Origin of the sequence: Paenibacillus sp. yr247 (assembly GCF_900103825.1) — a bacterium.
Lineage (GTDB): Bacteria > Bacillota > Bacilli > Paenibacillales > NBRC-103111 > Paenibacillus_E.
In genome coordinates, this window is sequence record NZ_FNIF01000001.1 from 387,472 (window position 1) to 401,195 (window position 13,724).

6 protein-coding genes are annotated in these 13,724 nt (G+C 48.8%); all 6 read left to right on the top strand.

Annotated elements, in window-relative coordinates:
* Nucleotides 1-22: 22 nt before the first annotated feature.
* The 6 genes from addA (at nucleotide 23) to BLT91_RS01765 (ending at nucleotide 13,706) form a co-directional block, all read left to right on the top strand.
* Nucleotides 23-3,985: a helicase-exonuclease AddAB subunit AddA gene (addA, locus tag BLT91_RS01740; RefSeq protein ID WP_090815958.1), complete on the top strand. Its 3,963-nt coding sequence runs from the start codon at nucleotides 23-25 to the stop codon at nucleotides 3,983-3,985.
* A gap of 15 nt (nucleotides 3,986-4,000) precedes the next feature.
* Nucleotides 4,001-5,179, top strand: coding sequence for an exonuclease SbcCD subunit D (locus BLT91_RS01745; protein WP_090815960.1), 1,179 nt, complete (start codon nucleotides 4,001-4,003; stop codon nucleotides 5,177-5,179).
* A gap of 139 nt (nucleotides 5,180-5,318) precedes the next feature.
* On the top strand, nucleotides 5,319-8,810 hold the full coding sequence (locus tag BLT91_RS01750) for an SbcC/MukB-like Walker B domain-containing protein (RefSeq protein WP_090815962.1): 3,492 nt from the start codon (nucleotides 5,319-5,321) through the stop codon (nucleotides 8,808-8,810).
* Between the two features lie 285 nt (nucleotides 8,811-9,095).
* Nucleotides 9,096-10,196, top strand: coding sequence for a chymotrypsin family serine protease (locus BLT91_RS01755; RefSeq protein WP_254776748.1), 1,101 nt, complete (start codon nucleotides 9,096-9,098; stop codon nucleotides 10,194-10,196).
* 145 nt (nucleotides 10,197-10,341) lie between these two features.
* Nucleotides 10,342-12,288, top strand: a complete 1,947-nt coding sequence (locus tag BLT91_RS01760) for a stalk domain-containing protein (protein ID WP_090815964.1) — start codon at nucleotides 10,342-10,344, stop codon at nucleotides 12,286-12,288.
* A gap of 389 nt (nucleotides 12,289-12,677) precedes the next feature.
* Nucleotides 12,678-13,706, top strand: coding sequence for a LacI family DNA-binding transcriptional regulator (locus tag BLT91_RS01765; protein WP_090815966.1), 1,029 nt, complete (start codon nucleotides 12,678-12,680; stop codon nucleotides 13,704-13,706).
* Nucleotides 13,707-13,724 lie beyond the last annotated feature (18 nt).

Sequence of the window (13,724 nt, forward strand, 5' to 3'; positions counted from 1 at the left end):
AGGCAGAAAGGAGTGTACATTAGTGAACAAACAACAACCTAAGCCTCCCGGCAGTACTTGGACGGATGATCAATGGGATGCGATTACACTTAAGGGTCAAAATATGCTGGTTGCCGCTGCCGCCGGCTCAGGCAAAACAGCTGTACTTGTCGAGCGGATTATACGACGTATCTCGGATGAGTGGGAACCCATTGACGTAGACCGTTTGCTTGTAGCTACGTTTACCAAAGCTGCGGCATCGGAAATGAAACATCGGATTCGTGAAGCACTGGAAAAAGAGCTGATGAAGCAGCCGCATTCGCAGCATTTGCGCAAGCAGCTCGCATTAATGGGGCGCGCTTCGATTACGACACTGCATTCTTTTTGTTTGGAAGTTGTGCAGCGTTACTTTAGCCTCATTCGTCTAGATCCTGGCTTCCGCATCGCCAACGAAACGGAAGCCGAGCTTCTTCGCCAGGACCTGCTCGGCGACATGCTTGAGGAGTATTACGCCGCGAGCGGAGAGAATAGCGCCTTCTGGCGGCTGGTCGACTCGTTCAGCGGCGAGCGTAACGATGACGCGATCATGCAGCTTATTCAAAAGCTGTATGATGTGTCGCGCAGTCATCCATGGCCGGAGTACTGGCTCAGGGCGACGGCTTCGATGTTTGGAGCGCCCGCACCGCAAGAGGTGCCGGAAGAGGCGGCCTCCGTTATGCAAGAGGCGCTGCCTTATGTTGCCGCTACGTCTGCACCCGCGGACTATTCGATCTGGGAGCAGAGTCTGATCCGCGACTTGTCTCTGGAGTTGGAAGGAGCTGCCGACTTGCTGCGACAAGCGCTGCAAATCGCAGATTCGCCTGGCGGACCGGCTCCGTATTTGGATAATTTACGAGAAGATTTGCTGCTCGTAAACAATTTGCTTGAAACGACCACCTATCCGTGGTCTGTCATGTATCTTGGTTTTCAGACTGTAGAGTTTGGAAAGCTCAAAGCGTGCAAAGGCGATGACTACGACAAAGAGCTGCAAGAGGAAGTTAAAGAGCTGCGCAATAAAGCCAAAGAGCAAATTAACAAACTGCAAGAAGAGCTGTTCGGTCGAACACCTGAACAATTTCATCAGGAAATTGCCGAGATGGCTCCGCTGCTGCACACGTTAGTGGATCTGGTTGTTGATTTCGGACATCGTTATCAAGAGGCCAAGCAAGCTAAGGGTTTGATCGATTTTGCCGATTTGGAGCATTACTGTTTACAAATTCTTAGCGCACCTGGCTCTATTCCTGGGGAATTGTACCCATCCGAGGCTGCTCAGGCCTATCGCAAACAATTCGCCGAAGTGCTTCTGGATGAATATCAAGATACGAATCGCGTGCAAGAAGCTATTGTTGAATTGATTTCTAATACGAAACCTGGCAACCGTTTTATGGTAGGCGACGTGAAACAAAGTATATATCGGTTCCGCCTTGCTGAGCCCGGTCTCTTCCTGGAGAAGTATAAGTCGTACCGTTCTAATAAGGATGAAATGCCAAAAACGACTTCCGAGGGTGGAAGAATTGATTTGGCGCGTAATTTCCGCAGCCGGATTCAAGTTGTCGATGCGGTGAATTATCTTTTTAAACAAATGATGAATGAAACCGTGGGCGAAATCGCTTATGATGAGCGCGCTGAGCTCGTTTATGGAGCGGGCTATCCGCCGTCTGGTTCAGACTGTTCGGTGGAGATGCTGCTCGTAGACCGTGGGACGGATGCTTCGGACAAAAGTGAATCGTTCACTGATGACGCTGAGGATCAGGAATTCAATCCGGATATATCTGGAAACTCGACCGAAGCAGCCTCTGATCCCTTACTGGAAGCACAAGAACTGGAAACAGCTCAGCTGGAGGCACGTACGATTGCCCGCCATATTCGAGGGCTGCTGGGTGCTGGGGGACAGGAGGTGTTTCTGGTTTTCGATAAAAGAACAGGCGGCGATCGGCCTGCGACCTATCGGGATATTGTTATTTTGCTGCGGGCTACGCAGGCTTGGTCACCTATCATCATAGAAGAACTCAAAAAACAAGGTATACCTGCCTATGCGGAGCTAAGCACAGGTTATTTTTCGGCTACAGAAGTAGAAGTGATGCTTTCGTTGTTAAAAGTCATCGACAATCCCTATCAGGATGTGCCGTTGGCTGCTGTACTTCGATCTCCGGTTGTGCAGCTAACGGCTGAAGATTTAGCGCAAATTCGGGTCTCGGATAAATCAGTGCCTTTCTACGAGTCTGTCTTAAAGCTAGTAAGGAGTGAGAAGTCAGTTAATAACGAAGTACTTCTACAAAAGCTGAATTTTTTCCTAGAACTTCTGGAAAAATGGCGGAATGAAGCTAGACAAGGCTCTTTAGCAGATTTAATTTGGAACATCTACAGACAAACGGGCTATTACGATTTCGCTGGCGGTTTGCCGGGGGGATTACAAAGACAAGCCAATCTAAGAGCACTGTACGATCGTGCGAGACAATATGAAAGCACCTCCTTGCGCGGATTATTCCGTTTTCTACGTTTTATCGAAAGGATGAAAGAGAGTGGCGGCGATCTAGGGACAGCGCGTGCGCTCGGTGAACAAGAAGATGTCGTCCGCATCATGTCGATTCATAAAAGCAAGGGACTGGAATTCCCTGTTGTATTCGTGGCAGGCATGGCCAAAATGTTCAATCAACGGGATTTGAACGATGCTTTTTTACTGCATAAAGAGCTTGGTTTTGGTCCGCGGTTTGTAGACACGGCTTTACGTGTAAGCTATCCGACATTACCTTCCTTAGCGATTAAAAGACGAATGAAGCTGGAGCTGCTTGCGGAGGAAATGCGCGTCTTATATGTAGCTCTAACAAGAGCGAGAGAGAAGCTGTATTTACTTGGCACTGTGAAATCGCTCGATAAGCTACTGCGTGGTTGGGGGCGTCACCTGTCTAGGACGGATTGGTATTTGCCAGATTTTGAACTGGCTAAAGCAAAAAGCTATCTCGATTGGGTCGGACCTGCCCTGCTTCGTCATCCGGATGCGACACTTTGGAGAGAGCGAATTGGCATTAGTGAGGCATCCTCTGGGGTGCGTTTGCTTCAAGATCCTTCGCAGTGGAAGTTGACGGTGATTACACCTGAGAGCTTGAACATGGAAGAAACGCTGGAAGATGAGAGCCTAGTACCAAATGCTGATCGTTTGGAGGGCATTCGTAGTATTCAGTCTGTACCTACAGGCGGCGTATGGAAGGAATGGCTGGATGCGCGGCTTTCTTGGGAGTATGTATACCCGGATGCGCCTAAGCTTTTTGCTAAAACGACTGTGTCGGAAATGAAGCGTTTATCTGAACTTAATCGTATTGCGGGAGAAATGGAATTCCCATCTGCAACAGATACTGCTTCTTTAAGTGAATTGGTCGCATCAGTTGGAAGTATTAAACCAACGGCTTCTATTTGGCGAAGGCCCAGATTCATGGAAGAGAAACAGCTAACTGCGGCTGAGAAAGGTACCGTTGTACATGCCGTCATGCAAAACCTTTCTCTTCAGGAAGTTCCGACAGAAGAAAGTATACAGGCAACTCTCGCGGAAATGCTGAACAAACAAACACTTACGCTAGAGCAATGTGATGTTGTAGATATTCCAGTTGTACTGCGCTTTTTCCAGACAGAGATTGGGATACGGATGGTACAAGCAGCGAATGTTCAGCGAGAGGTTCCGTTCAGCTATGGTTTACCTGCGGATGAGGTATACACGGGAACAGATCGTTCCACGACAGGTGAGACGGTGCTTATCCAAGGGGTTATCGATTGTTTATTCGAAGACGAGCTGGGGCTCGTACTGGTTGATTATAAAACGGATGCGGTGAAGGGAAGCAGTGATGCGGAGCTGAGGCTGCGTTACGAGAAGCAAATATCGCTGTATACGCGAGCCGTGGAACATATTTGGAAGCGTCCTGTAAGCGGGAAGTTTCTATATTTCTTTGATGGGGCGAAATTATTGGAGATGTAAGTTGGGGGATGAGTTATGCGAATTTTACACACGGGCGATTGGCACTTTGGCCGAACACTGGAAGGGCGCAGCCGTTTGGAGGAACAGACTGCTTTCGTAGATGAGCTCATACGAATAGTTCAAGATCAAGCCATCGATTTGGTTTTGATTGCAGGAGACATTTATGACAGCGTCAATCCTCCCGCTGCAGCGGAGCAGCTTTTCTATGAAAGCATTGCGCGATTGGCTGAAGGCGGTAAGCGTCATGTAGCTATCATATCGGGCAACCACGATCATCCGGATCGGCTTGCCGCTTCGGGCCCGCTTGCAGCTAAACAAGGCATCACGCTTATCGGGTTGCCTATATCCGATATTCAGTCGATCGGTGTCGCCAGAACAGGGGAGTTAGCTCGTTTAATCGCACTGCCGTATCCATCGGAATCGCGTTTAAAGGAACTGCTTTCGGATGTAGCGGAGGAGGAAATACTGCGCAGTAAATATTCCGAACGTGTCGGGGCATTCATTCGCAAGCAGGCTGCTTTTTTTGAAGCAGATACTGTGAATTTGATCATGAGTCATTTATACGTTCTCGGCGGTCATGAAACGGAATCCGAGCGTCCTATCCAAGTAGGTGGCGCCTATACGGTTGATACAACTGCCCTGACGGCTGGGGCGCAATATGTTGCGCTTGGCCACTTACATAGACCGCAAAATGTGAAAGCAGCCTCTCCCATCCGTTACTGTGGTTCACCTATCGTTTACAGCTTCTCGGAAGCAGGACAAGCTAAATCGGTCACGGTGCTTGATCTAGCACCAGGGCAGGTGGCGGAGCCTAAGGAGATTTTTCTAACTTCGGGCCGTCCACTTGTGAGTTGGAAAGCCAAAGAAGGCATAGGGCAGGTACACCAATGGTTGGATGAACGCCGTGATGCTTCCGCATGGATTGATCTGGAAATCACGATGACAGAAGCTATGTCGATTGAACAGATTCAATCACTGCGCAGAGCATACGATGGCTTCATCCATATTCGCCCGATTTATCCGGAGATGGAGGCTGTCAGAGCAGCCGTTCCCAAAGCTGATCTGTCGATGGAGGAGCACTTTACACGCTTCTACTCGCGTCAAACTGGCGGTGCACAGCCTGAACCAGAGTTGGTTCGTTTATTTCTAGAGCTGCTGCAGGAGAAGGAATTGGCGGATGCGGCTGGGGAGTAATTCGGAGGACTGCGGTGGACGATGAAGGACCGGGGCATTAGATGTAGTTGCTTGCAGAAGTTAATTTTATGCCCAGAAAGTAGTTGTGGATAACTTTAAGGAACTTAATAAAGGTTTTTGTTGAAAGGAGGACTTCATTATGCGTCCAATTCAGTTGCAGATGTCCGGGCTTCAGAGTTATCGGGAATTACAGACGATCGATTTTAGCCAATTGGTGGATGCAGGCGTGTTTGGCATATTTGGGCCGACGGGCAGTGGAAAATCATCTATTCTGGATGCGATCACGCTATCGTTATATGGAAAAGTAGAAAGGGCTAGCGGAGGCACGCAAGCGATTATGAACCATGCGGAGCAGACGTTGTTTGTTTCTTTTACGTTTGAGCTTACGAATGCGGCAGGTACAGAGCGTTACCATGTTGAACGGCAATTCAAGCGTGGAACGGAGATGTCCATCAACGGAACGATTACTCGGCTTTTACATATCAAAGAGAATGAAACCGTCGTACTAGCGGACAAAGCGGGTGAGGTGAATCAGCAGATACAGCACATTTTGGGGCTGTCTATGCAGGATTTTACGAGAGCCGTCGTACTTCCGCAAGGGAAATTCGCAGAATTTTTGACATTGACGGGCAAGGATCGCAGGCAAATGCTGCAAAGGCTTTTCCACCTTGAACAGTATGGAGATCATCTGAGCGCGAAGGTTAGCTCCAAAGTGAAAGAAACGGACAGCTCCGTGAAGCAGTTTGCAGCTGAGCAGCAGGGACTTGGCGATGCTTCGGAGAAAGCGCTGCAAGAGGCGAATGACAGACTCCGGGAAGCGGAGCAAGAAGCGGTTAGAAGTCGTATTCATCTAGAACAGCAGGAAAAACGTTTTGACGAACAAAAGCAAATATTTCAATGGCAGCAAGAGAATGCGGCGCTTGAATTTGAGAAGCAAAAGCTGCAGGGACAAGAGGAACTAATCCGGGAGAAAGAGCTGCTTCTTCAAAAGGCGGAGCAAGCCGAAAGGGTCAGACCGTACCTGGAGCAGCATATTTTGGCTTCAAAAGACGTACTTACTGGTCAAACGCAGCTTACAAACGCAGTAGCGAGTCAGCAGTCAGCGGAAACAACGTACCAACAAGCCACTCAAAAATTCGAACATGCGCAGCAAGAACTGGCGTTACAGGAAGGGCCGCTTTTACTTCGTTTGGACCAACTACAGCAGGCTCTCGTTATCCAGCAGGAGCTCGAGCAAATTCAGCAGCAAATACAAATCGCTCAGCAGCATGAAACTGAAGTGAAGGCGACTTTAACGCTCTTGCAGACTGAAGTGACGAAAAATATAGAAACGAAACAAAAAGCAATCCTCAAGCAAACCGAGCTGAAAGACCAACTGAAGCAGGTGGAGACTAATGCGGCATTCAGACAGCTGTTGCAAACTGCGGTTCAAGAGAAAAAGGCGATTGAACAGCTTCAAGTTCAAGCGTTTGAAGCTCAGAAGGCCAAGGAAGGTAAAGCTGGCGCGCACTCTGCTGTGGAACAAAGTCAATTGCTATTGGCAGCCACACAGCAATCTTTTCAGATGAAGCTGACGGGATGGCTGAAGCAATCACATGAAATCGGTGTTGATGTTCAAATGCAAAGCGCAGCATTCACTGAGTTCATTCCCGCTTTACAAGTTTGCATGGAGAGACAGAAGCAGCACTGGAAAATGCAAGAGCGTCATGCATTGGCTGCGATACTGGCTGGTGAACTGGTTGATGGGGAACATTGCCCTGTGTGCGGGGCGATCGAGCATCCATTCAGGCATCGTGGTGAAGAAAGTACTGAGGGTGTAAATCTGTTTGAAACGGATGCAACAGAGAAGCTGCTTCGGCAAGGAGATGAGCTGCTTCAGCTGGCGAAAGAGCGTCAATTCACCCACCAGCAATTGCTGCGTAGATTGACGACGGTCAATCAGCAGGCCGTTGATTTGGCTGCACAGTATGCATCTGGACTAAAACAAGGTGAAGGCTCAGGTGGACAACCGCCGATGACATGGGGGGAGGCGGCTGCTGGGAAAGAAGAAGGCTCAGCCGTGATGATTGGAGAGCTTCAAGAAGACAGCAGTTTTGAAGCTTTGTGCATGGAATGGAAAGACATGGAGGCAAGAGCGGCTTCCTGTATTTCCCAAACCGATGAGCTTGAACATTCGTTTCAATCTTTGCTGAAAGAGCAGGCAGCCTTTGAACAGCAGGTTGTACAAGCCAGTGCCCAGCAGCAAGCGGCAGCGAGCTTGTTAACGGAAGCGGATAGCAGGCTGACTGCAATAAAGGCGGCGCTAGGTGAGCAGTTAATTCGCTGGCAGGAGCGTTTCGCGGAGTTATCATGGGAGGCTGTTGAACAACAGCTTGAGCAGCTGCTCGCCAACGAACGACTCGCTGAGGATTTACGAGGCCGTATTGAGAAGAGCATCCCGTTTCTTGATGTGCTGCTAGTGAAGATCGACGAGCTCCAGCATGCCGCATTGGAGCAGGATCGCACCGCCCTGCAGCTTCACGAGCGGCTGCAGGGCCTGGCTCAGCTCGCGGCTGACAAGTCGCGGCAGCTCGATTTGCGGGCGCCCGGCGCGGCTGTGCCGCAGCTCATCGCGGAGGCGACCTCCGCACTTGAGCAGCTGCGGCAGCTCGCGCAGCAAACCAAGCTCGCGCACGCTGCCGCGCAGCGCGAGCAATCCCTGGCGGCGCAGCGCTACAGCGCCGCCGCCGAAGCCGCTGCTGCCGCCGCGCGGCAGCTGGCGCAGACCGAGCGCGCGCTGCATGGCGCGCTCGCGGATAACGGCTTCGCGTCACGCGAAGCCGCAGAAGCCGCGGCGCTGGCGCCCGAGCAGCGCCGCCAGTGGGCGCAGCTCGCGGCCGAGCACCGCGAGCGCGAGCAGGCGCTGCGCGCCCAGCTGGCGCAGCTGGCAGCGAAGCTGCAGGGCCGCGTGCTGAGCGCGGACGAGTGGGCGCAGACGCAAGCGCAGCTGAGCGCCGCGAAGGCAGGCGCCGAGGCTGCGCTCGAGACGCGGGCCAAGGCGGCGCAAGGCGCGAGCGAGCTCGCCACGCGGCATGCGCGGTGGTGCGAGCTCGAAGCGCGCCGTGCTGAGCAGGCGACGCAGCTGGAAAGGCTTGGCAAGCTGCAAGCCGTGCTCAAAGCCAATGCCTTCGTCGAGTACCTTGCCGAAGAGCAGCTCATGCAGGTCAGTCGCGCAGCTTCGGAGCGATTGGGTGAATTGACGCGTCGACGTTATGCAATTGAGGTCGACTCGGGTGGTGGCTTTGTCATCCGTGATGATGCCAACGGAGGCGTGAAGCGCCCGGTTAGCACGCTGTCGGGTGGTGAAACATTCCTTACCTCGCTGGCATTAGCGCTAGCCCTATCGGCACAGATTCAGCTGAAGGGGGAATACCCTCTGGAATTCTTCTTCCTCGATGAAGGCTTTGGCACGCTTGACCAAGATCTGCTGGATATGGTCATTGGTGCGCTTGAGAAGCTTCACATGGATAGCCTAGCGGTAGGCGTCATTTCCCACGTACCCGAGCTGCGAGCTCGCCTATCCCGTAAATTAATCGTCCAGCCAGCGGAGCCATCGGGTCGCGGGAGCCGTATTGTTCTGGAAGAACATTAAATTGATGTTCTCGTAATTGTTTGCGTTTAATTTTATCGTGAGAGATCAAATGTACCAGATGAATGGTAAGTGGTCTTCTTAATCATACGGAATTCTTTAATCACTCTTAATCGTTGTATTCTTTAATTTATTCTCTCAAATCCAACCCAAGGCTAACGACGGCTAACCCTAACCGTCGTTAGCCTTTTTTCCATACGAAAAACCATCATCTGTAGGTGATGTCATCAAGCCGATTCGTACAAGTTGGCATACAATGCAACATCTTTACGGAAAAGGAGAATGTGAATGGCTACATTTCATGAGGCTCTTAAACATAAGAACAGAATTTCCCCCGTTTTACTGAAGAGATCGGAGGTCATGGCTGTTGGTGTTGGCTATGCAGATCCAAGCAAACCGGCACTAGGTGCAGGCGTCATTGTCTACACGCATCACAAAATCGTCCCCTCCAGCCTTAACAGCCTCAAAGGAGCAGTGGCCAAAGCAGGCACGGCGGTTCCCGTTCGTTTTGTGCCCACAGGGATGTTCAAAACGAATGCTTCCGTTTCAAAACCAAAAGCCATCAAGCCGACACTTTTTCGCAATAGAATTCGTCCCGTGCCAGGCGGTGCAAGCATTGGTAAACCGGATCCGTCCGCCACAGGTACGGGAGGGGTCATTGTAATCAGAAACAACCAACTCTATATCCTGAGCAACAACCATGTACTCATTAAAAACAACACCTCATCTTTCTCAGCAACACTGCAGCCAGGTTCAGTGGATGGCGGCATTTCTGGTAGAGACACAATAGGAAGAGCCTTCCAATTCGTCAGATTACGCCCAGGTGCAGTAAATTTCCAAGATTCAGCGATTGCGATTCCTAATTCGAACAGCTTGTTGAATCCGCGTTATTTGGTCAGTTCATCGGGGCGGCTAACTACAGTTCCTGGTCATTTGTTAAGCTACCCTGTCGGTCTCCGAATGATTAAATCGGGACGTACAACGGGATTTGTCAGAGGAACTGTAGAATCCAATAATGTGGATGTCCGCGTTTTCTATGGGGGGACGCTAGGGACACTACTGTTCCGAAATCAATCTATTATTCGTGGAAATACGGGACCTGTTTCGCTTCCAGGTGATTCAGGTTCCGTTTGGCTTCGGGCAAGTGACCGATTTGCTGCAGCACTCAATTTTGCGGGAACGTCAAATGGAGTCCGTTCGATTAGTAATCCTATTGGTACTGTTATGTCCACGTATGGTTTGCGTATTGCCGTTCCGGCTCCGGGGGGTACCTTCAAAGGCGGAGTCATTAAAGGGATTGCTCCGCGAGGCAATCATTCTTACGTTCAGCCTTTAACAGAGGAACAGCGTAAAAGTATACGTGTTGTCCAGGTCAAATCCTCCAAGTAAATTCTGAAAATTCCATCCTGAAACCAGTGAGGTTAGCCTTATTGGTTTCATTTATTTTTCTTCAAAAGCGCTACTTTAGTTCATCCAAAACGTATCTAGGTATGGGCACATAACTTACAACAGGGTTGAAGGGAGTCATCTTTTCTTGAAAACAATTGGAAAAAGAATCGGAATCATGATGTTGGCTGGAGGAATTATCGCAGCTAGTCTGGCAAGCGTACCTACACCTGCTCATGCAGATATCGTCTGGGATCACTGGCAAAAAGCAGAATCACTTACTGCTAGCGGGAATAAGGGGGAAGCCGTTCCTCATTGGCAGTTTCTGGCTAATCATTATGCGAGATCGGGTGAATGGGAAAATGCAGCTCTATTCTATGGAAATTTGGCTGCTTATTATGATGCAACCGGTGATTACGACCAAGCGATTCGCTATTATGAATTAGAAAATGAGTACTGGGTGAAAGCTGGGAAAGACTGGGGAGCTGTTAAGCTGCAGCGTGCAGATCAAATTCGAACGACAGTTGAATTGTATCGTCAGGATCGTAATCAGACAGCAATTCAAGAATTAGCTTTGCCAAAGAACAGTACACTAGCCAAGTTTGAACCTACATACGGCACTTATCTAGGGGTTTATTCAGAACAGGATCCCAAAGTGGGAAACATATTTACAAAGACGGAATCCGTTTATGGTAAAAAGCATGCTATCTATTTGGCCTATGCACATTGGGGTCAAGGTTTCCCAGCGATGTACGCGAAGAGAGCTAAAGATGCAGGCGGAGCCTTACAAATCGCTTGGGAACCTGACGATGGTTTAGATCCTGTTACTGACAGCGCCTATTTGCGAAAATGGGCACAAGATGCTAAGGCGGCAGGCATCCCGATCTTCTTGCGTTTTGCTGGGGAAATGAATGGCGCTTGGGTTAAATGGCACGGAAACCCTGCCCAATATATTGCGAAATTCCGAATGCTGCACGATGTATTTGCTGCTGAGGCTCCGAATGTCGCGATGGTTTGGAGTCCCGGTGATGTACCTGCGAATGATATTGACCCTTACTATCCCGGAGATGCGTATGTCGACTGGGTAGGGGTTAGCTTATATATTGAACCTTACGAAAATGGGAATCCAGCTCTGCCTTCTATGATTTCTACGAGTAACGTAGAAAGGCTGACGAGGCTTTACAACACCTATTCGGACCGTAAACCGTTAATGTTAAGTGAAACAGGCGTCCCGCATTACGCCCATTCGGCAGTTGAAGATTTCACAGAATGGGGTAAACTCAATCTGCAGCGTTTATATGAGATCATGCCTTATAAATATCCAAGACTAAAGGCCATTACTTACTTTAATGTGGATCAAAAAATGGAAAATGCGAAGAACGACTATTCACTGTCCAGCTCTTCTGTGATCCAAGATTACTATAGCAAGTTAATTGCTAATCCGTATTTGCTTTCCAAAGTAACTGATTCAGCTAAACCTGCAGATCGTATTGGTTACGTACCCGTTGATGCGAAACATCAAGCATTTTCCAAACAAACCAAGTTAATTCCGTTTGTCAAGATACCTGAGGTTTACATTGGTAAAGTAGAGTACGTCTTAAACGGACGAGTCATTGCGATACAATCGGACCTGCCGTATGGACTGGAGCTGCAAGCCGGAGATGTTCCGGAGGGTTCCGTCATTCAAATTCGGGTATATAACAAATCCGGTAAACAGACAGCTTTGCGTACCTTCGGTTTATCCTCACAAGTATCTGTTGAAATTGATGGGAAAGAGCAGAAATTTGAGCAAGCACCTGTCATTGTAAAAGGATCAACATTCACTCCACTTCGTGCGATTTTCGAAGCGATGGGTGCAACGGTGGATTATGAGGCAGCAACTAGAACGGTTACAGCCAAAAAAGGAAGTACCTCATTACGCCTAACTCTTGATGAGAAAACGGTGTATGTGAACGGCCAGGCTGTTCAGTTAGATGAGCCAGCACAGCTGGTTAACGGTTATACACTCGCGCCTGCTCGATTCGTCGGGGAAACCTTTGGCGGCAAAGTCGCGTGGGATGGCACAAGCAGAACGGTTACGATTACAACCAAATAGAAAAATGTCTTCAAAAAATAGTAGCTGTTTCATCGCCTGAGAAGAAAGTCAGAGCGTTGGAGCAGCTTTTTTCCTATTTATTAGGAAGATGTAGATACCCATGTTGTATTCTCTACAACAATTCCCACGCATAAAAGCTATTTGCAACTCGAAGTTGCAGTTCGTACAACATTTGGAGCCAATTTGATGCAAAATCGGCAATATCGCGCCCAATTGTTGTACATAATGCAACAACGAAGGGTGAAAGTAGGGTTCTAGGTAGCAATTGTTTAGTTAAACGCGTAACTGATAAATCAATTTAATAGCAAAAAAGATAGCGCTATCATATTGTAATATTGGATATTGTGTCTTATAATCTAGTTAAACGTGTAACTAAAGAGGGTTGAGGAATGAAGAAACCAACAATTAAAGATGTAGCCAAAGTCGCAGGTGTTTCAGCAGCCGCAGTGTCCTATGCATTAAACGGCCGAACGGATAAAGTCTCCAATGAGACGATCGAGCGAATTAAGAAAATTATTGAAACCTTAAACTACATACCGGATTTCTCAGCGAGAAGTTTAGTAAAGAACCAATCCAAGTTGATTGGTATCATGATTCCACAGACAGAATCTCATAAGCAGCTAATACTTGAAAACCCTTTCTATAGCGAAATGATAAGCGGCATTGAGGGCAAGCTTCGCGAGTATGGGTACCACCTCTTGTTATCTGGCGTTAACCAAGGGGAAAGTTATCTGGATTTATCCGTTCAACGTAATCTGGATGGTGCCATTATGATGGGAATTTATCCGGAACAGTTTTATGACGGCTTCAAGAAAATTAATATTCCGATTGTCCTGATAGACAGTTACATTAACGACAGTTATTTCAAGCGAATCGGCATTGATGACGAATATGGCGGATATTTAGCGACGAAGTATCTGATTGATAAAGGTCACTCCAATATTGGACTCGTGACCGGAGCGATTCGTAAAGATGGTGTTGTCGAGAAGCGTTTCCTCGGTTACAAACGTGCGATTCGTGAAGCGAATTTCTTTTATAATGCAGACTATGTGTTTGAAGAATCCATGAGTTATGAGCATGGTGTGGCTGCGGGACAGCTCATTGCAAACAAGTTTCCCGAGATCACTGCTGTATTTGCTACGGGGGACATGGTCGCATTCGGAGCGATTCGGAGCTTGATGGACATGGGGAAAAAAGTCCCGGAAGACATCTCCGTCATTGGCTTTGATGATATCACGATGTCGAAGATGTTTATCCCGCCACTAACAACAATCCGGCAAAATATCACCGAAAAAGGGGCTATTGCGGCTGAGCATCTCATCAACATGATTCAAGGCGGCGCCCAGCAAGAAGCGAATGAGATCATGCTTCCGCTAACGATCGTAGAGAGAGCAACAGTTAGAGCCAGGAATAATTAACATGTAGGAACACCGGGA